The organism is Pseudoduganella ginsengisoli (assembly GCF_009720865.1).
Classification (GTDB): Bacteria; Pseudomonadota; Gammaproteobacteria; order Burkholderiales; family Burkholderiaceae_D; genus Rugamonas; species Rugamonas ginsengisoli.
The window spans coordinates 19,733-42,500 of record NZ_WNLA01000016.1 but is presented as its reverse complement, the minus strand read 5'-3'; the positions used below and the strand labels follow the sequence as shown (position 1 = coordinate 42,500).

Annotated in this window: 22 protein-coding genes and 2 tRNA genes; 6 read left to right on the top strand and 18 right to left on the bottom strand. The window is 58.9% G+C overall.

All coding sequences use genetic code 11. From position 1 onward, the window contains the following. Window positions 1-94 precede the first annotated feature (94 nt). Entirely contained in the window at window positions 95-1,747 is a 1,653-nt protein-coding gene (locus GM668_RS20815; protein WP_155440880.1) for a VRR-NUC domain-containing protein, read from the top strand. After that, on the top strand, window positions 1,735-4,044 hold the full coding sequence (locus tag GM668_RS20810; RefSeq protein WP_155440879.1) for an ATP-dependent DNA helicase: 2,310 nt from the start codon (window positions 1,735-1,737) through the stop codon (window positions 4,042-4,044). The genes GM668_RS20815 and GM668_RS20810 overlap by 13 nt, the downstream gene beginning before the upstream one ends. On the opposite strand, the gene GM668_RS20805 is transcribed toward GM668_RS20810, so the two are convergent. From GM668_RS20805 to GM668_RS20780, 7 genes are all read right to left on the bottom strand, one after another. Further along, window positions 4,034-4,642 (bottom strand): hypothetical protein, encoded by a 609-nt coding sequence (locus GM668_RS20805; protein WP_155440878.1) that lies wholly within the window; start codon window positions 4,640-4,642, stop codon window positions 4,034-4,036. The genes GM668_RS20810 and GM668_RS20805 overlap by 11 nt on opposite strands. A gap of 25 nt (window positions 4,643-4,667) precedes the next feature. Continuing rightward, a complete protein-coding gene (locus GM668_RS20800) occupies window positions 4,668-5,429 on the bottom strand; it encodes a LytR/AlgR family response regulator transcription factor (protein WP_155440877.1) in 762 nt (253 codons plus the stop codon). A 1-nt stretch (window position 5,430) separates the two neighbouring features. Then, window positions 5,431-6,513: a sensor histidine kinase gene (locus tag GM668_RS20795; protein WP_155440876.1), complete on the bottom strand. Its 1,083-nt coding sequence runs from the start codon at window positions 6,511-6,513 to the stop codon at window positions 5,431-5,433. Window positions 6,514-6,525: 12 nt separating this feature from the next. Continuing rightward, the gene (locus GM668_RS20790) at window positions 6,526-7,296 is read right to left on the bottom strand and encodes a LiaI-LiaF-like domain-containing protein (RefSeq protein ID WP_155440875.1); all 771 of its coding nucleotides are present in this window, start codon (window positions 7,294-7,296) and stop codon (window positions 6,526-6,528) included. A gap of 3 nt (window positions 7,297-7,299) precedes the next feature. Further along, window positions 7,300-7,659 (bottom strand): LiaF transmembrane domain-containing protein, encoded by a 360-nt coding sequence (locus GM668_RS20785; protein WP_155440874.1) that lies wholly within the window; start codon window positions 7,657-7,659, stop codon window positions 7,300-7,302. Between the two features lie 213 nt (window positions 7,660-7,872). Continuing rightward, window positions 7,873-8,031, bottom strand: coding sequence for a hypothetical protein (locus GM668_RS30595; protein WP_170305739.1), 159 nt, complete (start codon window positions 8,029-8,031; stop codon window positions 7,873-7,875). A gap of 287 nt (window positions 8,032-8,318) precedes the next feature. After that, window positions 8,319-9,200 carry a LysR substrate-binding domain-containing protein gene (locus GM668_RS20780; RefSeq protein WP_170305738.1) on the bottom strand — a complete coding sequence of 294 codons (882 nt, stop codon included), beginning with the start codon at window positions 9,198-9,200 and terminating at the stop codon, window positions 8,319-8,321. A gap of 229 nt (window positions 9,201-9,429) precedes the next feature. Between GM668_RS20780 and GM668_RS20775 the strand changes: the two genes are divergently transcribed. Together GM668_RS20775 and GM668_RS20770 are read left to right on the top strand one after the other, a co-directional pair. After that, window positions 9,430-9,981, top strand: a complete 552-nt coding sequence (locus tag GM668_RS20775; RefSeq protein WP_155440872.1) for an FxDxF family PEP-CTERM protein — start codon at window positions 9,430-9,432, stop codon at window positions 9,979-9,981. Between the two features lie 212 nt (window positions 9,982-10,193). After that, window positions 10,194-11,276 (top strand): type II asparaginase, encoded by a 1,083-nt coding sequence (locus tag GM668_RS20770; protein ID WP_155440871.1) that lies wholly within the window; start codon window positions 10,194-10,196, stop codon window positions 11,274-11,276. Between the two features lie 43 nt (window positions 11,277-11,319). Here GM668_RS20770 and GM668_RS20765 read toward each other — a convergent pair whose 3' ends face one another. Continuing rightward, the gene (locus GM668_RS20765; RefSeq protein ID WP_229499624.1) at window positions 11,320-12,180 is read right to left on the bottom strand and encodes a substrate-binding periplasmic protein; all 861 of its coding nucleotides are present in this window, start codon (window positions 12,178-12,180) and stop codon (window positions 11,320-11,322) included. A gap of 255 nt (window positions 12,181-12,435) precedes the next feature. On the opposite strand from GM668_RS20765, the gene GM668_RS20760 reads away from it, so the two are divergent. Then, window positions 12,436-12,891 (top strand): universal stress protein, encoded by a 456-nt coding sequence (locus GM668_RS20760; RefSeq protein ID WP_155440870.1) that lies wholly within the window; start codon window positions 12,436-12,438, stop codon window positions 12,889-12,891. A 43-nt stretch (window positions 12,892-12,934) separates the two neighbouring features. Here the strand turns inward: GM668_RS20760 and GM668_RS20755 are convergent, their stop codons facing one another. The 8 genes from GM668_RS20755 to GM668_RS20720 form a co-directional block, all read right to left on the bottom strand. Then, the gene (locus tag GM668_RS20755) at window positions 12,935-13,609 is read right to left on the bottom strand and encodes an ATP-dependent Clp protease proteolytic subunit (protein ID WP_155440869.1); all 675 of its coding nucleotides are present in this window, start codon (window positions 13,607-13,609) and stop codon (window positions 12,935-12,937) included. Between the two features lie 230 nt (window positions 13,610-13,839). After that, entirely contained in the window at window positions 13,840-15,114 is a 1,275-nt protein-coding gene (locus tag GM668_RS20750; RefSeq protein WP_155440868.1) for an MgtC/SapB family protein, read from the bottom strand. A 663-nt stretch (window positions 15,115-15,777) separates the two neighbouring features. Beyond that, a tRNA-Arg gene (locus GM668_RS20745) sits at window positions 15,778-15,854 on the bottom strand. A 73-nt stretch (window positions 15,855-15,927) separates the two neighbouring features. Beyond that, a tRNA-Pro gene (locus GM668_RS20740) sits at window positions 15,928-16,004 on the bottom strand. Window positions 16,005-16,065: 61 nt separating this feature from the next. After that, entirely contained in the window at window positions 16,066-17,415 is a 1,350-nt protein-coding gene (glmM, locus tag GM668_RS20735) for a phosphoglucosamine mutase (protein WP_155440867.1), read from the bottom strand. Window positions 17,416-17,447: 32 nt separating this feature from the next. Next, on the bottom strand, window positions 17,448-18,278 hold the full coding sequence (gene folP, locus GM668_RS20730; RefSeq protein ID WP_229499622.1) for a dihydropteroate synthase: 831 nt from the start codon (window positions 18,276-18,278) through the stop codon (window positions 17,448-17,450). A 57-nt stretch (window positions 18,279-18,335) separates the two neighbouring features. Continuing rightward, entirely contained in the window at window positions 18,336-20,219 is a 1,884-nt protein-coding gene (gene ftsH, locus GM668_RS20725) for an ATP-dependent zinc metalloprotease FtsH (protein ID WP_170305737.1), read from the bottom strand. 199 nt (window positions 20,220-20,418) lie between these two features. After that, window positions 20,419-21,060 (bottom strand): RlmE family RNA methyltransferase, encoded by a 642-nt coding sequence (locus tag GM668_RS20720; protein WP_155440866.1) that lies wholly within the window; start codon window positions 21,058-21,060, stop codon window positions 20,419-20,421. Window positions 21,061-21,103: 43 nt separating this feature from the next. Here GM668_RS20720 and GM668_RS20715 point away from each other — a divergent pair, with 43 nt between their 5' ends. Next, complete coding sequence (locus tag GM668_RS20715) at window positions 21,104-21,571, top strand: YhbY family RNA-binding protein (protein WP_155440865.1); 468 nt, start codon at window positions 21,104-21,106, stop codon at window positions 21,569-21,571. 132 nt (window positions 21,572-21,703) lie between these two features. Here the strand turns inward: GM668_RS20715 and GM668_RS20710 are convergent, their stop codons facing one another. After that, a complete protein-coding gene (locus GM668_RS20710; protein WP_155440864.1) occupies window positions 21,704-22,156 on the bottom strand; it encodes a DUF4149 domain-containing protein in 453 nt (150 codons plus the stop codon). Beyond that, a complete protein-coding gene (greA, locus tag GM668_RS20705) occupies window positions 22,156-22,632 on the bottom strand; it encodes a transcription elongation factor GreA (RefSeq protein ID WP_155440863.1) in 477 nt (158 codons plus the stop codon). The genes GM668_RS20710 and greA overlap by 1 nt, the downstream gene beginning before the upstream one ends. Between the last annotated feature and the right edge of the window lie 136 nt (window positions 22,633-22,768).

Below are 22,768 nucleotides of genomic sequence, written 5' to 3'. Positions count from 1 at the left end.
GAGCGGCGCTTGCCGCCGCTCTTTCCCGCCCCTATCCAACCGCTGTCATCCGCGATACACTACTGTATAGAAATACAGCCAGCAGCGCGCATCGATGGTCAAGGTACTGGAAAACCCGTTTTATTATCTGGATAACTTCCAGCAAGTCTTGCAGTGGATTGCTGCCCGCTATGACGACTTGCTCGATGACGCCGAGCGCTCCTTTGTCGCGCAATTTGCCGCGCTGCCGCAGCCGTCGCGCGCGCTGTTCGTGCGCATGGCCATGCGCAAAGGCGTGCTGTTCCGCGCATCCAAACTCGTGTATCCGGAAATCGGCAATACCACTGCCGCTGCCGCGCCATTGACGGAGCTGGGCTGGATAGCCGCCGGCGCAGCGCTGGCGCTGGACGATGTATTCGCCGTACTGCAAAAGCCGGAACTGGCGCAATTATTTGCGTTCAAGGGCGCCGACAAAACCGCGCGCAAGGCCGACCAGCTGGAAGCCCTGCGCGAACGCTACCCCGATGCATTGCCGCTGTCCGGCTGGGCGGAGTTGACTGGCGGCATTGCGCCGTCCGACACCCTCTACCACATGCTGATGCAGCCGCTGTGCGACCGCCTGCGGCTGGTTTTCTTTGGCAATTTCCACCAGGACTGGTCGGAATTCGTGCTGTCCGACCTGGGCATCTACCAGTATGAAAAAGTCGACTTCCCGCCCTCGGCCCGCGGCTTCCGCACGCGCGCCGACATCGACGCCTACCTGGCCCTGCATGCATGCCGCGAGCGCTTTGCCCATGGCGAGCCGGCGCTGGATATCTTGCGCGACTTGCCGCCCGACGATGGCAATGAATGGCTGGCCAGCCGCCGCCACCGCCTGCAATTCCAGATGGCGCAGCAGCAGGAAAAACTGCAGGACTGGCCGGGGGCGCTGGCCTTGTACCGCGATTGCCCGTATCCCGGCGCCCGCGCCCGCGCCATCCGCGTGCTGGAAAAAAGCGAAGCGCCAGCCGACGCGTATGCCTTGCTGGAACAAGCCATGGCGTCGCCGGAAAGCGATGCGGAACGCCAGCAATTGCTGCGCATGGCGCCCAGGCTGCGCCGCAAGCTGGGCCACCCGAAACAGCCGGCAACGCCCGCTGCGCCTGTCGTCAGGCTGGACCTGGCGTTGCCGATGCCGCCTGATGACTGGTGGGTCGAAGGCGTCGTACGCGACCATTTGTCGGCAGAGGCGTCGCCCGTGTATTACGTGGAAAATGCGCTGGCCAACTCCCTGTTTGGCTTGCTGTGCTGGGACGCCATCTTCACGCCGATTCCCGGCGCCTTTTTCCACCCATTCCACCATGGCCCGGCGGATTTGCACGCGGCCGACTTCCACGCGCGCCGCGCCGCGCCATTTGCCGCTTGCCTGGCGCAGCTGGACGATGGCAGCTATGCGGACACCATCCGCCGCAACTTTGCCGCCAAGTTCAATATCCAGTCGCCGTTTGTGTATTGGGGCGCACTGGATGAAACGTTGCTGGAACTGGCGCTGGCCTGCATTCCCGCACCCCACTTGAAACTGTGGTGCGAGCGCATCCTGGCCGACATCCAGTCCAACCGCAGCGGTTTCCCGGACTTGATCCAGTTCTGGCCGGACGAACGCCGCTACCACATGATTGAAGTCAAAGGTCCCGGCGACCGCCTGCAAGACAACCAGTTGCGCTGGATTGCGTATTGTGCGCAGCACGCGATGCCGATCACTGTCTGTTATTTGCAATGGGCGGCATAAAAGGCTACACGATCGCCGTGCGTGCGCTGTGCGAATTCACGGCCAAGACCGGCGACCTGGATTTGCGCTTCACGCCCACGCCGACCGCGCAGGAAGGCATCGCCGGCCATGCCGTGGTGGCGTCGCGCCGTGGCGATGGCTATGAAAAGGAAGTCAGCCTGTCGGGCGAGTACGGCCCGCTGCGCGTGCGGGGCCGCGCCGATGGCTACGACCCGGCCGCGAACCAGCTGGAAGAAGTCAAAACGTACCGGGGCGACCTGGCCCGCATGCCTGCCAACCACAGGGCGCTGCACTGGGCACAGTTGAAAGTGTATGGGCACTTGCTGTGCACGGCGCGGGGCTTGCCGCACGTGCGGCTGGCGCTCGTATATTTCGATATCGGCAGCCAAAAGGAAACGCTGGTCACGGAACAGGCGCAGGCAGGCGAGCTGCAGGCATTTTACGAACAGCAGTGCCGCGCGTTTATCGCGTGGGCCGAACAGGAAATCGCACACCGCACGGCGCGCGACGCGGCGCTGAGGGCCATGCGCTTTCCCCACAAGGATTTCCGTCCCGGCCAGCGCCAGCTGGCCGAAGCCATGTATAAGGCCAGCACGCGTGGCTGCGGCTTGCTGGCGCAGGCGCCGACTGGCATCGGCAAAACCGTGGGCAGCCTGTTCCCCCTGTTGAAAGCCACGGCCGAACATGGCCTCGACAAGATTTTCTTCCTGGCCGCGAAAACGTCGGGCCGCGCCATGGCGCTCGATGCGGCCGCCACGCTGACGGGCGTGGAGCGCACGGCGCCGGCGAAAAACATTCCAATTATTCCGCTGCGCACGCTGGAACTGGTGGCGCGCGACAAGGCGTGCGAGCATCCGGATAAAGCGTGCCACGGCGAATCGTGCCCGCTGGCGCAAGGCTTTTATGACCGCCTGCCGGCAGCGCGCGCGGCGGCGCTGCAAGTGTCCATGCTGGACCGCGACGCTGTCCGCGCGACCGCGCTGGCGCATGACGTGTGCCCATATTACCTGGCCAGCGAACTGGCGCGCTGGGCCGACGTCATCGTGGGCGACTACAACTATTACTTCGACATCAGCGCCATGCTGTACAGCCTGACCGTGCAAAACAGCTGGAAAGCCAGCGTGCTGGTGGACGAGGCGCACAACATGGTGTCGCGCACGCGCAAGATGTATTCCGCGGAGCTGGAACACGCGCAACTGCGCATGCTGCGCAAGACCGCACCGGAATTGCTGAAGAAAGTGCTGGACCGCGTGCACAGGCAGTGGAACGCGCTGGAAAAGGAACAGCAAGCGTGCGCCGAACCGGCCTACCAGGTCTACCAGGATTTGCCGGAAAAGCTGACGGGCGCGCTGCAAACCGCCATCACGGCGATCGGCGAGTTTTATGCGGAACACCCGGCGCACGTGGATAACGATTTACAGCATTTCTATTTTGATGCGATGGCCTTCATGCGGCTGGCGGAAAGCCATGGCGATCACTCGCTGTTCGACGTCGCGCTGGACGGTTCCGGCACGCGCGCCAATTCCATCCTGTGCCTGCGCAACATCGTCCCTGCCCCGTTTTTACAATCCCGCTTCGAAGCAGCCCACACGACCGCCCTGTTTTCCGCCACGCTCAGCCCGTGGAATTATTACTGCGACATGCTGGGCATGCCGGCGGGAACGGCATGGGTCGATGTGGAATCGCCGTTCATGGCCGACCAGTTGGCCGTACACATCGCTGGCCGCATTTCCACGCGCTACCAGCACCGCGACCGTTCGCTGGCGCCCATAGGCCAGCTGATGGGCGAACAATATGCGCGCCAGCCCGGCAATTACCTGGCCTTCTTCAGCAGCTTTGATTACATGGACAAGGCGGCGCGCGCCTTTGCGGAACGCTATCCGGACATTCCCGTGTGGCTGCAGGAGCGGCGCATGGATGAAGCAGCGCGCGAAGGCTTTATTGCGCGCTTTACCGAAGAGGGCTGCGGCATAGGCTTTGCCGTACTGGGCGGCGCGTTTGGCGAAGGGGTGGATTTGCCGGGCGCGCGGCTGATCGGCGCATTCATTGCCACCCTGGGGCTGCCGCAACTCAATCCCGTCAATGAACAAATCCGCCGGCGCATGGAAACCATCTTTGGCGCCGGGTACGATTACACGTATTTATACCCGGGCATGCAAAAGGTGGTGCAGGCTGCGGGGCGCGTGATCCGTACCGAGACGGACAAGGGAACCGTGTATCTGATCGATGACCGCTTTGCGCGGCCGGAAGTGCGGGCGCTGTTGCCTTCGTGGTGGCACGTGGACGTCAGCACTTGACGTTCCACGCAGTCAGTTCCCGCCCCCGCTTGCGCACAGTCACCTGTGCATCCGATTCGCGGTCGCTGCGGTACGTCATGACCACCATCCCATCCTTGTCCAACCCCAGCCCCACCAGCTTGAATGGCAGCGCACGCATCGGCGCGCACTGCGTATTCCCGGCAAACAGCAGCCGGGCCCCTTGCAGCACCGCAGCCTGCCCTTCCAGCAGTGTGACTATATCGCGGTCCGCCATGTCATGCCCGAGCAGCACGCGCTGCGGCGACACGCCGCAATCGCTGGCCCGGTCCAGCCACACATAGCGCCGCGACACGCCCGTCGCATGCCACGCCTTGCCATCGTATGCATGGCCATGGCGCTGCGCCAGGCACAGCGACCACGCGGCCCGCTGCGGCTTGTCTTCCGTCCACGCTGCGACGGACCACCCATGCACGGCGCCGCCGCGCCGGATGTCAAATGCAGGGCGCGCCACGGCGCCAGGCGGCGCCTGGTAATACGCGGCAAACGATTGCATTTCGCCTTCATTGGGCGAGCGCGTTTCCGGCTCGGCCGCAACGGCGACAGTGGCAACAGTGGCGACAGTGGCAGCCGCCAGCATCCACCACAACCTGTTGTTTATCGTTTTACTGAATGACACTGCGCACCTTTTGATAACCGCTACGGCTGATCGGCAATTTGCCGCCATCCTTCAATACTGCCACATGGCTGTCCTTGCCCGCCTGTTCGATACGCGCCAGGCATTCCAGGTTCAGCAGATAGGAACGGTGGATGCGCAGGAATTTATCGGCATCGAGCTGCCCTTCGAGGTCCGACAGGCGCTGGTTTTTCAGGTACGACTTGCCTTCCGTATGGATTTGCACGTAATCGTCCTGCGCTTCAATGTAATCGATTTTTTCACTGGCAATCACATGCACCTTGGCGCCATCGCGGATCACGACCCGCCCCAGCGGCTTGCCGCGCGCCGCCGCATCGCGGGCGGCTTCGCGCACCACGTCTTGTGTCGCCTCTTGCTGCGCCTTCGCAGCGTCGCCCTGCCCCAGCGTGGCGCGCACGTGGCTGATGGCCTGGTCAAACCGCTCCTGGCTGAAAGGCTTCAGCAAATAATCCAGCGCGCGGTATTCAAACGCCTTGATCGCATATTGGTCAAATGCGGTGGCAAACATGATGCGGCATTTGCCTGCCACCAGTTCGGCCACTTCAAAGCCATCGAGCTTGGGCATCTGGATGTCGAGGATGGCCAGGTCCGGGCCCAGTTCCGTAATGGCTTTCACGGCTTCGAAACCGTTGGCGCATTCCGCCACCACTTCCACGTCCGGATGCGGCTCCAGGTATTCCCGGACGACGCTGCGGGCCAGCATTTCGTCGTCTACGATAATGATGCGCATGTCACTTCCTGCTTTCTTCGCCTGTCTGTGCAGGCAACGTCATTTCCACCACAAATACGCCATCGCGCGCGCCCCAGTGCACGGCCGCTTCCGAACCATAGCTGCCGGCCAGGCGCTGGCGCACGTTGGCCAGGCCGATGCCGTTGCCTTCGCGGCGCGGCGCGGGCCCGTCGGCATCCATCGCATTATCCACCACGATACGCAATTGTGAACCAGCCCGGCGCGCCGCGACACGGATTTTCCCGCCTTCCGGCAATCCCGCGATACCATGCTTGACAGCGTTTTCCACGAGGGGCTGGATGAGCATCGGCGGCACGGCGCAGCTTTCCGCTTCGGGCTCGATGGCTTCTTCCAGTTGCAGGCGGTCGCCAAAGCGCACTTTTTCCACGGCGAGGAAATGCCGTATCAGCTGCATTTCCTGCGCCAGCGGGATCACCGCATGTTCCGCCACGCCCAGGCTGAGGCGGAAAAAACTCGCCAGCTGCAGCGTCATTTCGCGCGCGCCTTTCGGGTTTTGCGACGTCAGCGCACTGATGGAATTGAGGCTGTTGAACAGGAAATGCGGGTCGATCTGCGTGCGCAGCATGCGCAATTCCGCTTCCCGCGCAGCCAGCCGCGATTGCAATTCACGCTGCAGGGCGCTGCTGGCCCGCTCCGATTCCGTGGCCAGGTAATTGATGGCGGCCAGCAGCCCATACAGCAGCACGCCCAGCCCAAACAGGACCGCCTTCAATGACGGCGTGTAATCGATGCCGGCCCACGCCACATTCAGCGCGCTCCCAAGCGTGTTCCAGCCTTCCAGCAGCGCGCTCCACAACAGTGCCGACACCACGGCCGACGCGCCCAGCGCCGTCACGACACCTGCCAGGCTGCGCTCGGCCAGGGGATACGCGCGGCACAGGTAATACGCTGAAAAGCCGGCGCCGACCCCATATAGCACGGTGGCGGGGATGGCGAAGATCATCGCATTGACCCAGCGCGCATCAAAGGCTGCCGCGATCGCGCCGCCCAGCGCCACGCCCAGCAGCAGCCATGCCAGCAGGTACAGGACGGCGCTGCGGCGGTTACCCGTTGGCGCCAGCATCAGCCGTGCGCCTCAGTTGCGGACATCGCAGCCCCCCATCAGCGCCACGCCGCGGATGATCAGCCGCTTGGCATTGTCGCGCGGCGCAATGGTCTTTTCACTGAAGGCGCCCAGCAGCGGCGTGCCTTCCAGGCTGACCGTCCAGTCATCCGGCACCTTGATTTCAATGCCGCCCCACATGGCAAACACATTGAGCACGGCTTGTCCCTGTATTGAAGCCTGGCGCAAGTCCAGCTCGCAGCCGCCCATGATGGCCGTGATTTCACCGCCACGGAAATCCTGCGTATTGATACGGCGCTCGATGCCACCCATCAGCGCCGTCAGGCGCACCACGCTGTCCTGGCCGGCATCCTTGTCCAGCAGGCTGCTGACGGTATCGTTGCGCGCACGGGTCGACTTGAACACGACCAGCAAGCCTGCCGCAATCATCAGTACCGGCGCCAGCGTCCGCCAACTGATATCGATGAAGCCCATTCCTTTTAACAGCAGCAGAGCGCCCACCGCGATCAATATGCCGCCCGCCACCCTGCCGCTGTTGCTGGTCGCTTGCTGGACCTTCAGCGCGCCGGCCAGCACAAAGATCACCGGCCACAGCTGGAACGCATATTCAAATTCAATGATGCCCAGGTTATCGAGCAAGAACAGCATGCCGATGGCAATCACGCCCAACCCGACCACCAATTGCCCTGCGGCGCTGCCGCCGTTGCGCCTGCGTTCAAGCCTGCGCTGCAACCTGTCCTGGCGGCGCTGTTCCCGCCTTTCGCTGCGATATAGGTTGCGCATGCCTTACTCCTTGTTACCCATGTATTTTTCCAGTACCGGCTTCAGCGCCACTTTCACGCCCCACATGATAATGAGGATAGGCCAGCTGTTGTGGAAGCCCATGCCCCACAGGTGTTCGACCGATACGTAAAACCATGCGCCAAACGTGATGGTCGACAAGCCGTTCAACACCAGCTTCGCCGTGGTCGGGGGCACCAGGTCCGACACGCCTGCGATAACGACAAGCAGCGGCCAGTAGTGCCACAGGTGGCCGAAGTCAAACTGGCCCGTGCGATCGAGCAGGAAGGCCACGCCCATCGCGATAATCATCAGGCCCCAGATCATTTGCTTGCGCCAGTTTTGCGTCGCTGCCTCGTCGTTCATGTTCATCTCCGTCAGTGAGTGTTCGGTATGGACGTAACCATACCGGCTGCCTTAGTGCGGCGAAACAGGGAATCGGTGAATGGCGGATGGCAACCGGTGAATGGCGAAGTTTTCAGCGAACGGCGGAATGGCGCAGGCGGCAGGCGCCAGAAATACGAAGGGCCCGAGCTGACTCAGCGCGGGCCCTGGAGGGCGGGATGGAACAAGTGGCTTTCAGGAGCGGCCACCATTCATTTTTTGATCGAACATCATCAAGCCCCAGCCCAGCTGGCGGCGGATTTCTTCCGGAGTGGGCGGTGGTTTGACTTCCTGCGAACGGCGTTCCAGATACTCTCGTACGACGTACTTCGATGGGTGGTTAGTCTGTGCCATGATAGCCTCCGTTTTTTATCGAAACCTGGCTGGCCGGCGCTGGGCGCCTCACCTGCCTGCTACGTTGGAATTGGTGCCGGTCCTCGAGGCGGCCGGCAAGCCTGCGGGTTGGAGACGGCGCTGCGCATGCTGTTTATTGACCGCTGCGCCATTCATCAACCACGCAGGATCAGTGTATTGCCGGGGCAAAGGTGGGACCGTACGGTGACGCACACTGTACGCGGCGGTTGCTGCAAAAACGTAAAAAATGGTGTAGGACTGGATCTTGTCGTAGCGCGGATGGACTCTTACAGCTTGTGCTGCAAGAACTCGAGGAAGCACGAAATGCGGCGCGCCAGCTGCGTATTGCGGTAATAGACTGCGTGGATTTGCTGGCGGTAGCCCGTCGAACAATGTTCCAGTAGCGTCACCAGGCGGCCGGTAGCGATATCGGCGCGCGTCATGAAATCGGCCAGGCACACAATGCCCTGCCCCGCCAGCGCGAGCTGGCGCAAGGTCTCGCCGCTCGATGCGGACAGCGCCGGTGTAATGGGCAGTGCATTGCCACCCGCATGGCGCAACGGCCACAGGTTGCCCGCCTCATATTGGGCAAACCCTAGCAGGCTATGCTGCGCCAATGCTTCCGGCGTGCCGGGGGTTCCGTGCCGTGCCAGGTAAGCGGGACTGGCGAGAATATGCAGCGGGCTGGCCGTCAATGGCCGCGCATGCAGCGTGGAATCCGCCAGGGCGCCGATGCGTATTGCAATATCCGTGCGGTGTTCAATCAAGTCGGCAATCTGGTCATTGCTGGTCAGCTCCAGCCGGATGCCGGGATACAGCGCGCGGAATTCCGCCACGTGCGGCACCACACAGTGCAGCATGAACGGCGACGCGGCATCGACGCACAAGCGCCCGGCCGGCTGCTGGCGCCGCATGCGGATGGTTTCTTCCGCCGCTGCCATGCCCGCCAGGATGGTGCGCGCATGCTCCAGCAACAGTTGCCCTTCTTCCGTCAAATCCATGCGCCGCGTCGTACGCGTCAACAGTGTGGCGCCCAGCTTTTCTTCCAGCCGGGCCAGCGCGCGGCTGACACCGGACGTGGTTTGCGCCAGATGCGCTGCAGCGGCGCTCAGTGAACCGCTGTCAATGACGGCGACAAACGTCTTCAAGTCATCGGAATGAATATCCACGGGCTGCGCCTGACAAAGTTGCAATGCGGCGATTATAGGGGCTTAACGGCAGTGCCTGGTGTGCCGCGCTGCACTGCAACACACTTCATTAATGTAGTAATGCGGACTCAGCATTATGCTATATTGCCAATGTTGGTAGATAGGAAAACTTGCCGTAAAGACAAAACTGTGATGGGGATTGCAGTTTTCCGTCTACCGGCAATGTTTGATCATCCAGAGGGGTAACACAATGAAGAAATCCATCTTCAGCACGGCTGCCGCCTTGCTGTTGTCTGTCGGCGTGCTGTCAGCGCCGGCGGCAATTGCGGATGTGCTGGTCTTCGACGGATCGGGCAATGCCACGTACGGCGCGTCACACGCCGACCCGGGCGCCTATTCCGACGAATTCCTGTTCAAGGTGGCCACTGAGAGCCAGGGCTGGGCCAGCGGGACTGCCATTGCAGGCAAGACACTCGTGGGACTCAGCCGTCTCTTCAACTACGGCATAACGGGGGTCGAATTTTTCCGCGTTAATGCCGACAGTTCCCGCAGCATCCTGGGTACTGATACTACTACCGGCAATTCGGTCGAGTTCTTCCCGGCCGACACGCTATCCGCAGGAAACTATGGCTTTGTCATCCACGGCCAGACGTCGCTGGATGGCTTGGGCGGTTCTTATGCAGGCAACCTGAACCTGGTGACTGCTCCGGTACCGGAACCAGCGAGCTACGGCATGCTGGCAGCCGGCCTGGGCATGCTGGCGTTCACGGCCCGCCGCAACAAGAGCCACAAGCTGCACTGAATTCCTGCTTGCGCATCTGGTGGCGGCCACGGTTTTCCGTGGCCGCTCACTGGTTTTTCAGGGTTTTTCTCAACTTTGATACGCGTTAAATTCTCCAATTTCCGGTTATTGGACGGCTTTGTCGCATTTTAATATTTTCTGTTTTTTCCTTATTTCTTCAGCATTCATTGTTTGCTACTATCGCGGCTCAATTCGCCCATAAGGAGGAAACAATGTTTCAACATAAGACGGCCCGTTTGATGGCTGCATTTATCGGCACGATTATCTTTGCCACGGCCCAAGCGCAAGAAGTAGCCCAACAAAAACTCGCTCATGTCGCCATTCTGGCAACGGGCGGCACCATTGCCGGCAGCGGCGCCACGTCCACCACCACCGTGGGCTACACGGCAGCCACCGTCGGCGTGCAGCAATTGATTAACGCGGTACCGGAATTGCAAAAAGCCGCCCACGTCACCGGTGAACAGGTGTTCCAGATCGCCAGCGAAAGCATGACCAATGACCACTGGCTGAAACTGGGCAAGCGCGTCAATGAATTGCTGTCCAAAGACGACGTCGATGGCATTGTGATTACGCACGGTACCGATACGCTGGAAGAAACCGCCTATTTCCTCAACCTGGTTGTGAAAAGCCGCAAGCCAGTCGTGCTGGTCGGCGCCATGCGCCCATCGACCGCCCTGTCGGCCGATGGCCCGATCAACCTGTATAACGCCGTGCTGCTGGCTGCCAGCCCGGATGCCGCCGGCAAGGGCGTGATGGTGGCACTGGGCGACCAGATCCATGGCGCGCGCGACGTCACGAAATCCAATACGTCGACGCCAGACGCATTCCGTACGCCGGAACTGGGCATGCTCGGTTACATGCAAGGTAACAAGCCTTACTTCTACCACGTGACGACCCGCAAACATACGGTGGACACGGAATTCGATATCAGCAAACTGGACGCCCTGCCACAAGTCGATATCGTGTACGGCTATGCCAATATGAATACCGTGGCGCTCAATGCATTTATTGCGTCCGGCGATAAAGGCATTATTCATGCCGGTACCGGTGACGGCAGCGTAGCGGCGCAAGTCAAACCAGGCTTGGTGGAAGCCCGCAAAAAAGGCGCGATCATTGTGCGTTCGGCCCGCGTAGGTAACGGTATTGTCGCCCGTAATGGCGAAGCCAATGACGATCAACTGGACTTCGTTGTATCGGATACGCTGAATCCACAAAAAGCCCGTATTCTGCTGATGCTGGCGCTGACGAAAACCAATAACACCAAAGAAATCCAGCGCATGTATTACACCTATTAATGGTGGCTAATCCTTGAAAAAAGCCGGGCACTGCCCGGCTTTTTTATTGGCGCCTGGCGATATCCTTGCAAGCTTTTGGCGCCTGCGCCGGCCTGAATTGACAATCCAGCGGCAAGAAGAAATCCCGCGTTGTACCGAATTCTTTTTGGTAGCGTGCGATAATCTGGTCGATTTCACCGCTGGCATAGAGTTCCGCAATACCGCGTTCAAATGCATCCCGCTGCTGTTCTGAACGGAATGACAGCCAATATAAATTCCCCGGCCCGATAATATCGTGGAAAGCCAGTTCACCTTCGCGGCTGCGCGCCTCTGGCATTTGCTGGCTCAGGTAATACAAAAAAATATCGCGCTGCGAAATGATCACATCGGTCCGGTTCAATATCAGGCTGGCGGAAGGCATTGTCGCGGGTTCACGGTATTCCGGATTTTTTGCCATGGCCGCGTCATATTCACGCCCCAGCACTTTGCGGGCATTGCCAAATGCCGTCACGCGATATGCCTTTAAATCATCAAGATGGTGTAAGGCGGGAATACGGCTGCGAACGGTAATGGCCATATTATGGAAATGCGTAACCGGCCAATGGCTGAGAAACCCTTTGTGCTTATATTCAGGTTTCGCTAATGTACTGACATCGACCTTGCCTTCTCGCAATTGCTGTTCAAAGCGGACATTCGGTAAATAACTGAAATCCGCTGCAATATGCTGTGTTGCAAAGGCCGCGCGCAATACATCGACCAATAAACCGGTTTGCTGCCCCGGCATCACAAACGGTGCAATCACGTTTTGCAAGCCGACTTTTAACGTGGCCGGCACTGGCCCCTGCTCCGCCGCGGCGCAAGCCGTGCATATTACCCACACCAATGCCGCCAACGCATTGCGGTACCCAGATGCCGTCATGATCATTTCCCAATGGAATTTAGGCAATTCTAACCTTTTATACCAATTACAGGCACGATTAAGCTAAAACCTGGCATAAAGTGGCAAAAAAACCGCAAAAAAACGCAGGCACTCCAGCACTCCTGACCAGCATTACCCTTAGTCAAGAGCAAAAACCCTTTATTTATAAGTATTTGATCAGCGTCAAAGTTGCAATGCGCCAGCTTGCGCACACTATCTGTCAGCACCACCGCCCACCAACGTTTATGACAGGAGTCTGATATGTACAAACATTTATTATTGCCTACCGACGGCTCACCTGCTACAGCATCGGCTATTCAATCCGCGCTACAGTTTGCAAGAGAGGCGGGCGCCCGTATTACAGCGTTGCATGTCATGCCGGAATACCATATGTTTTCGATCGAGCCGGTGCAGCTTGATGAAACCCGTGAAGCATTTATGCGGGATACGTCCGAGCAAGCATCAAAATTATTGGAGGCATTAGCCCAGAAAGCGCAAGCCATGGGCGTGCCATGCGAGACCATATCATTAAGATCCGACCAGCCATATCGGAATATCGTAGAAACCGCCGTGACGCGGGGCTGCGATCTGATTACCATGGCCACACATGGCAATTCGGGCCTGAAAGGCATTTTACTGGGAAGCCAAACCCACAAGGTATTATTAAAAAGCCGCGTGCCCGTTCTGGTATTCCATGCCGAAACGGACACGAATTAAACAATTTTACCGGGTGGGACCTTACCTTCCACCCGGCCATGTTTCAACTGGCGCTATCGGCAGCAACTAATGCTGCAGCAGGTATGGATGGCGCAGCAGGTGCGTGCCGCCTGCCTGCAACAACTGCCGGGCCGCATGCGCGCTGCAATTTTTGCATGCGGCGGCGGATCTCATCCGAGTCCATCCACAGATCCGTTCCCTTTAAAATCGCACTGACTTCACGGGCATGGAGGAATGGCTGGCAAATCCGCTCCATGAACTTGGCAAACCAGTTTGCCACCGCCAAGGCTTGCGCCTGCTGCTCATTGCCTTTGCCGGAAAAATTCCCGGAATAGCTGTGAAACAGCAACTGGCAATTTTCATGTACGACCATTTCATCGCCAGCGAGGAGGATAAACGCGCCCATGGAATAAGCGCGCGCCTCCAGCACCGTGACGACACGTGCTGCAGATGCTTGCATGTTATTAATTATCTGCAGCCCAGTGTCAAAGTCGCCTCCCGTCGTATTCAAATGCAGATAAATCAGGTCGGTTTCACTGGCTGACCGCAGGGCGTAAAACAGTTCGTTGTAATAGGACGCCTGCTCTATCGTTCCCGATATATAAAAAGAAGTCTGGCGTATGACAGTATGCCGTTCAAAACGCTGCAAGCCTGTAAACACCACGGGAACCTCCATTCCATCACCGGCCTCTGCCGGATTAAACTGTTCTGCAGCCATCGTCTTCTCCTTATCGCGATGAGTCCGCCAGCGCAATCGCCCGCAGCGGCATGACTCCACAATAGCCTGCGTGATTGGCCATGTCTTTGCCATGAGTTGATCTAAATCAAAACCGGCAACAATTCCGATTCTGGATAGAATTCACGGCCCAGCCGATCAGCAGCAACGCAAGGTTGACAGCGTGGAGGCGGCTTCTGCTTCCTTCTATCGCCAAGTTCGCCTACGGTTCATCAAGCCATGGCCAACACCACTGGCACGGCGCCGGCCAGCAGTGCAATGCCATAGCCGCGCGACACCACCAGCCCGATTGCGCGTCCCCCTGCTACCCAGGCCATGCCGGCCTTGACCGCCATGTTGGCGAACACCGCCAGAGACAGCGAAATGACAGCGATGCTATCGGTGATACCGCTGGCGCGATGGATGCGTGCAATGGAAATGACGATGGCGTCAACATCCAGCAGCCCCGACAGTGCAGACGCCGTATACACGCCGCCAGCTCCCAGGGCATCCTTGGCCGCCGGCACCGCAACAGCCATTACACCCAGGAATCCCCCAAACACCAGCGCTGTCGACAAATCAAACGGGGCAATCGCAGCCCCGGCGCTGCCAGGCTGAACCTGAATATTGGCGCGGCGCCAATGCCAAATTCCTGTCAACAGCATGGTCCCGCCAGTGGTAAGCAGGGCCGGACCGGTGGTTTTCAACAGCGCTGGTTGGATCGCCAGCAACAAAATGAATAGACGAAAATACATGACCGCGCAGGACGCCAGCGCGCTCGCGCCAGTAATGGAAGACAGCCCGGGCTCCCTCCTGGCAAGACGGGCGAGCGACAGCGTGGCCGCTGTGGACGATGCCAGGCCACCCAGTATTCCGGTCAGGAAAAGGCCACGCTGATAGCCTGCGGCCCGCATCGCGCAGTGCCCGGCCAACGATAACCCGGCAATCAGCACCACGGCCCACCACAGCTGATAGGGATTGAGAGCCCGATATGGTCCCAAACCGGTATTCGGCAAATTGGGCAAGATCACCACTGACAACACCAGCAGTTGCAGCGCCGCCGCCAGTTCGCGGTGTTCGATCAGGCGTAGCCAGCGGTGCAGCGTCGACTTCAAGTCCAGCATGACAGCCACCACGACAGCGGCGGCCAGCGCGACCGCCACGTGGCCGTGCATGGCGGCAGCCCCCAGCATCAGCGTCAACAGCAGGGCCACTGCGGTCGTGATACTGAAGTCGCCTGATGTGCGCGCCGTCTCGCGCCAGGCCAGCGCCAGCAGCAGCGACAGCCCCAGCACCGTCCCCAGCAGCCCCCATGCCGTTAGCGGACCGGAAAGAAGCACAAGGACACCGCCCAGGATGCCCACCAGAGAAAATGTCCTCAGCCCTGCAACGCGCTCACCATCATTGCGCTGCCGCTGGTTCCAGCCCCGCTCGATCCCGATCACCAGGCCAGCAGCGAACGAAGCCAGCAGATTCAAGGCATCGGCGGGTGCTGGCAAAGTTTCCATGGCTGGCGTGGCTTGATCAGTCGCAAGCCTGGCTCGGCCATCTTGCGCCGGCATGTATGCGGATGCAGTACATGGCAAAAGCTCCCGATGCGAAGCCGGAAGGCCCGGCTAGCATGGGTTTCAGCTCGTTAGCCAAGTCTGGGCTGCCCGGCCCTTCGTAGACCAGTGCGTTCATTTGCTCTTTCCTATGGGGATTACTGGTGCCGTGAAGACCAGCTTATTCACCAAGCCCTCGGCTGTCATTGGTCCGGCTTGATCCTGGTCAAAATACGCAGACATTTATTGCGCCCGGCATGCGGACCCTGATCGGTTCCTCGCCAAGCAGCACTTGGCAGTACGCCCTCGCCGTTTTGCCAACGTATATGGCGCTCTCGCTCAGGCGCAGCAACTGTTCGGGATCGATTGCATCCGCCGGGCTTAACCGTTTCACCGGATATGATTGAAACCTTGGCTGTATCTCACGAATACCCGCATTAGGCAACGTTTCAAACGATTGAATCCTGCGTTACCGCCATCACAATAACGTGTGAATAACACCGGATAGCCTTTCGGCATTCAAATTGACCGTAAGTTCTTGATTATCTTTGCCGCAGTTTTAATGGAACGCCGGATATAAAGCCCGGGATCAGCAAGCGTGCGGAGAAATATCAATCCTGGATTTTATGGCCTGCCCAGCAGGAATCGAACCTGCGACCCTCGGCTTAGAAGGCCGATGCTCTATCCAACTGAGCTATGGGCAGTGATGAATCCAAATGGATTATCGTAGACAATAAAAAACGGGCAGTCTTTCGACTAACCCGTTCTTTAAGTATTTGGTCGGAGTACTAGGATTCGAACCTAGGACCCTCTGGTCCCAAACCAGATGCGCTACCGGGCTGCGCTACACTCCGATGACAATATTATATCCGCATCGGGCGCTCCGCGTCAATGCGGAACGCCCGCGAGTGAGCCTTATGCGGCCAGGCGCGCCTCTACCTTATCTGCAATTCGGCGGGCATAAGCCACGGCAGCTTGTGCATCGCGCGCTTCCACCATTACGCGGATCAACGGTTCCGTACCGGAAGCACGAATCAACACGCGGCCCGTATCGCCCAACTCACGTTCCACCGCTTCTTTTTCCGCAACCACGGCGGCGTGCGATTGCCAGTCAAAGCCGGCTTTGACGCGGACATTAATCAGCGATTGCGGGAACAATACCAGGTCTGCAGCACATTGCTCCAGCGATTTGCCACTACGCTTTAATGCGGACAATACTTGCAATGCCGAAATAATACCGTCGCCAGTCGTGTGTTTATCGGTTGCCAGTAAATGGCCGGAACCTTCGCCGCCCAAAATCCAGCCTTTTTCCTGCATAACTTCCAATACATAACGGTCGCCGACCTTAGCGCGGGCAAAACCGATGCCTTTTTCTTTAAAGGCAACTTCCAGCGCCATATTCGTCATTAATGTGCCGACTGCGCCTGCCACGGGGCCTGTTGCGCAACGGTCCATAACCATAACATAAAGCAATTCATCGCCATTATATAAACGGCCTTTGGCATCGCACATAATCAGGCGGTCGGCGTCGCCATCCAGGGCAATACCCAAATCTGCGCCATGCTCTACCACGGCGGCCGCCATGGCTGCCGTCGCGGTAGCGCCAAAACCTGCATTAATATTAAAGCCGTCCGGTTTATTACCAATGGCAATCACTTCCGCGCCCAATTCATGGAACACGTGCGGAGCAATGTTGTAGGCGGCGCCATGGGCGCAATCCACGACGATTTTCAAGCCGCGCAAATCCAGCGCGTTGGGGAAGGTGCTCTTGCAGAATTCAATATAGCGGCCTTGCGCATCATCGAGGCGCCTGGCTCGGCCCAGGCGCTTGGATTCCACGCATTCCATCGGCAAATCCAGTTGCGCTTCAATGTCCAGTTCCACGGCATCCGGCAATTTCGTGCCGTGCTCGGAAAAGAATTTAATGCCGTTGTCTTCGTATGGATTATGCGAAGCGGAAATCACGACACCGGCTTGCAGGCGCAGCGCGCGGGTCAGGTAAGCAATCGCCGGGGTCGGCATTGGGCCGGCCAGCATCACGTCAACGCCGGCAGCGGAGAAGCCCGCTTCCAACGCGGCTTCCAGCATATAGCCCGAAATACGGGTGTCCTTGCCAATCAGCACGGTCGAGCGCGCTGCACCGCCCTGGTTTTTTACCAGGACTTTGCCTGCCGCATAGCCAAGGCGCATAACGAAATCCGGGGTAATCGGCGCCACACCGACCAGGCCGCGTACGCCATCGGTGCCAAAATATTTACGTGCCATGTCTGTTCTCTAATGTTCTGTGAGTTCTACGGTTAATGTGCTGCTTGCCAAACTTTTAATGCATCGACAGTTTCTGCCACGTCGTGGACCCTGACGATCTTTGCGCCATGTGCGACAGCCGCCAGCGCACCACCCAGACTGCCCGCCAGACGCTGCTCAACCGGTTTGCCGGTGATTGCCCCCACCATGGATTTACGCGACAGGCCAGCCAGCAGCGGCACGCCCAATTCATCGATCAGGCGGCGCGTGGCTTTGATCAAAGCATAATTATGCTCGACCGTCTTGCCAAAACCAAATCCGGGATCGATCCACAAGCGCTCACGGGCAATGCCTGCCGCAGTCAATGCAGCAATGCGTTCGCGCAGAAAATCAATGACTTCCAGTACCACGTCGTCATATACCGGCTGCTGTTGCATCGTAGCAGGCTCGCCGCGCATGTGCATAATACACAACGCGCAGTCACTGTCGCGCACGGCTTCAATCGCGCCATCCGCGCGGAAGGCATTGATGTCGTTAATCATGTCGACGCCGGCAATAATGGCTTCGCGCATGACTTGTGGCTTATAGGTATCGACCGAGATGGCCGCACCGCAATCGCGCAGCGCATAAATCACGGGCATCACGCGGCGCATTTCTTCTTCGAGCGGCACCGCGGGCGAGCCGGGACGGGTGGATTCGCCGCCAATATCAATGATATCGACGCCCTGCTCCATCATCAGCTCGGCATGGGCAATCGCACCTTCCAGCGCGGCATGCTGGCCGCCATCGGAAAAAGAGTCAGGCGTCACATTTAAAATGCCCATGACCAGCGCGCCTGCCGGGTGCAGTGGCAAGTTAAAGCGGCCAAACGGAATTGTCTTCATACGGGATAAAAAAAGGCGGGGATCGCTCCCCGCCCTCGTCATTGCTGTCTCTGTGAATTAAGCCGGAGCCGTCGCGTTTGGCGAGACGCCTGGGCCATCGCCACTGTTCGGCTGCTTGCGCAAGGTGACACCAGCTTTAGGAGGACGCGGCTCGAGGCCGGCCATGATGTCATTGATTTGGTCTGCATCGATGGTTTCCCATTCCAGCAGCGCCTTGGTCATGACTTCCACCTTGTCGCGGTTTTCTTCCAGCAACTTGCGGGCCAGCGCATATTGCGTGTCCAGGATGTTGCGGATTTCTGCATCGACTTTTTGCTGCGTGGCTTCCGAAATCGTCTTGTTGGTGCCGCCCAGGAAACCTTCGTTCTGGCTGTCTTCGTACACCATGACGCCCAGCGCGTCGGACATGCCAAAGCGGGTCACCATCGAGCGGGCCAGCTTGGTGGCGCGGGAAAAGTCATTCGACGCGCCAGTCGACATTTGGCCGACAAAGATTTCTTCAGCAATACGGCCGCCAAACAGGATGGAAATTTCTTCCAGCATCTTGTCTTTATAACCCGAGATATTGTCATGCTCAGGCAATTGCCACGTCAGGCCCAGCGCCCAGCCGCGCGGCATGATGGTGACCTTGTGCACAGGATCCGCCTTCGGCAACAGCTTCGCCACCACCGCGTGGCCGGATTCGTGGTACGCGGTATTGCGGCGCTCTTCTTCGCGGATCACCATGGACTTGCGTTCCGGACCCATGAAGATCTTGTCTTTCGCATCTTCGAAGTCTTGCATGTCCACCAAGCGCTTCGAACGGCGCGCGGCAAACAGGGCAGCTTCGTTGACCAGGTTGGCCAGGTCCGCACCGGAGAAGCCAGGGGTGCCGCGGGCCAGGATGTCAGCTTTCACGTCGGTGCCGATTGGCACTTTGCGCATGTGCACGTTCAGGATTTGTTCGCGGCCGCGGATATCCGGCAAGCCGACCGATACCTGGCGGTCGAAACGGCCCGGACGCAGCAGCGCTTTATCCAGCACGTCGGCGCGGTTGGTGGCGGCAATCACGATGACGCCGGACGATGCTTCAAAGCCATCCATTTCCACCAGCAACTGGTTCAGCGTTTGTTCGCGCTCATCGTTGCCGCCGCCCATACCGGCGCCGCGGTGACGGCCGACCGCGTCGATCTCGTCAATGAAGATGATGCAAGGCGAATGCTTTTTCGCGTTTTCAAACATGTCGCGGACGCGGGAAGCACCCACGCCGACAAACATTTCCACGAAGTCGGAACCCGAGATCGAGAAGAACGGCACTTTCGCTTCACCGGCAATGGCGCGGGCCAGCAGGGTTTTACCCGTGCCTGGAGGACCGACCATCAGCACGCCGCGTGGAATACGGCCGCCCAGCTTTTGGAATTTCGTTGGATCTTTGAGGAAGTCGACGATTTCCGTGACTTCTTCTTTTGCTTCATCGCAACCGGCCACGTCGGCAAAGGTCACGGTATTGTTACTTTCATCCAGCATGCGCGCCTTCGACTTGCCGAACGAGAAGGCGCCGCCCTTGCCGCCGCCCTGCATCTGGCGCATGAAGAAGATCCACACGCCGATCAGCAGCAGCATCGGGAACCATGATACGAACACTTGCTGCAGGAACGATGGCTCTTCTGGCGGCTTCACGTCGAAGTGCACGCCATTGTCGCGCAGGTCGCCGATCAGGCCACGGTCGAGGTAAGTCGTATTGGCGCGGACTTTGGAGCCGTCTTCCTTGGTGGCAGTCAGTGTGCTGCCTTCAATGACGACATCCTTGATGCGTTTGGATTTGACTTCGTCCAGCAAATCGGAATAAGCAATGACCTTGGAACCGGCCGCCATGCCATGATTCTCGAATTGCTTAAACAGCATGAATAATAGCAGGGCAACGACGACCCAGATGGCTGATTTGGAAAACATGTTATTCACGAAAACTCCTTCAATCCTGGCCCCATCCAGAGACCAATAGCTGGACTTCCGATTTTACTCGCAATAAGGCTGGTGTGCCATAAACACGCCCTTACGTGCGCCAATACGCGTAAAACACGCCGTAAGTATGTCGTTTATGCCAGTTTGCAGCGGTAAATCGGGTCCTCTCCGGGCCGATATATGGCCCGTTTGACCATTCTCAAGGGGCAGGATGCTTCAAACCACGGCCCAGCAAGAATATTTCCGACGATTTGTCGCGGCTGGCCTTGGGTTTCTTTTGCGTGACGGTCTTGAATTCAGCGCGGAATTTCTCAACGATCTGTGAAAAGCCCATATCCTTGAAACATTTCACCAGCAGCGCACCGCCGGGTTTCATGTGGTGCTGCGCGAAGTCGATGGCAATATCAATCAAGTCTTCCATGCGCGCCGCATCCGCCGTCGCAATGCCGGATAAATTCGGCGCCATATCGGACAGCACCAGGTCGGCTTTGCGGCCCTGCAGCACTTCCGCCAGTTGGTCCAGCACTTCCATTTCACGGAAATCGCCCTGGATGAAATGCATGTCCGCAATCGGTTCCATCGGCAGAATGTCGAGGCCGATCATGGTGCCATTGATGCCGCCGCCCGCCGCCAGCTTGCGGCGCGTGTACTGGCCCCAGCTGCCCGGCGTACAGCCCAGGTCGACAATGACCTGGCCTGGCTTGATCAATTTTTCATCTTCATCGATCTCTTTGAGCTTGTACGCGGCGCGGGCGCGGTAGCCATCTTTCTGCGCCGCCTTCACGTAAGGATCGTTAATATGGTCATGCAACCAGTTTTTGTTTATTTTGTTCTTAGCCATTCGCGTAGAATACTGCCTTTAGAGAACTACCGAAAAAAACATTATGATCAATCTGACCCCCGTTGAACGCTCCGCGCTGCGCGCTGAAGCCCATGGCCTGAAGCCAGTCGTCATGATCGGCGAATCCGGCCTGACGCCGGCCGTCATGAAAGAAATCGCACTGGGCCTGGATGCACACGGCCTGATCAAGGTGCGCGTGTTCGGCGACGACCGCGAAGCCCGCATCGGCATGTATGAAACCATTTGCGCCGAACTGGGCGCCGCGCCGGTGCAGCACATCGGCAAACTGCTGGTCCTGTACCGCCCAAAGAAGGAAGTGGAAAAGGAACGCTCCGCGAAAGCCGGCAAAGGCATGCGCATGGTGACCATCGTCAAGCCATCCGCCAGCGGCACCAAGAAGCCATCTGTCAGCAAAGTTTTGCTGAAAGGCAACGAACGTGTCACCGAAGGCGGCACCATCAAGCGCGCAAAAACGCGCCAGAAGAGCACCAAGAAAGCATCGCTGGCCTAATCTGCACGCCAAGCTCCGCAAAACTGTGTCATCCCCGCGCAGGCGGGGATCCATAGGGCGCAGGTTATGCCCGCTCAGCATGGATTCCTGCGGGGGCGCCGAGCCGTTCGCGGGAATGACGAAGTAAAGACATCATTGCTTCAGCAGCAGCCAGCCTGCCAGCACGCTCTGCACCAGATAAATCACACTGGAAATGCCGTGCAGCATGCCAAACCGGCCCTTCGCTGCGGATTCCATCACCCCGCCCGGCCCTGCCGCCGCTTTCAATTCCGCCATCATCGGCTGCAAGCCAAAGTGGCTCACCACCGTGCACAGCGCCATGCCTGCCACCAGCGCCAGCACCGTGCGGCGCCGCTGCGCCGTCCAGTCCGGCGTGGCGCGCCATAACAGCAGCACCATCGCCAGCGCACAGCCCAGCGACAGCATGGCCATCGAGTGGAACATGCTGCCGGCAATGGAACCAGCCAACACCCGGTCACTTAAGGTCGCAAACAGGGTCGGCGCCACCAGGTAACCAACCGCCCACAGGCTGCCGGCCCACAACGCCGCCACCAGCAGGCGGACCTTGGCGAGCACGCTAGGCATTAAACGTAGCGCACTTCCAGGATTTCATATTCGCGCGGGCCCGATGGCGCCTGCACTTCCACCACGTCGCCGGCATATTTGCCGATCAGCGCGCGGGCAATCGGGGACGTCACGGAAACTTTGCTCAACTTCAAGTCAGCCTCATCAACACCAACGATTTGATAGCTGACTTTCTGGCCATTTTCCAAATCTTCCAGGTCCACGGTCGATGCAAACACGACGCGGCCTTCCGCATCCAGCGTGGCCGGGTCAATGATTTGAGCGGTGCTCAGCTTGCCTTCCAGTTCAGCGATACGGCCTTCCACGAACGCCTGGCGTTCCTTGGCAGCATCATATTCAGCATTTTCCGACAAGTCGCCATGCGAACGCGCTTCCGCGATCGCGTCAATGACAATGCGGCGCTCCTTGGTCTTCAACTGGTGCAATTCTTCACGCAGGAGTTCGGCGCCGTATTTGGTCAGTGGAACTGAAGTCATATTCATCTCTCTCGATTACAAAAAAGCACAGAGCCCGCGCCATACAACAGCGCGGGCTCTGTCAGGTATCACACGGTGTGCCGGGCCTTCAGGCCGGGCATCCGCATATCAATTCTGCGGCCTGCCAAACGGCAGG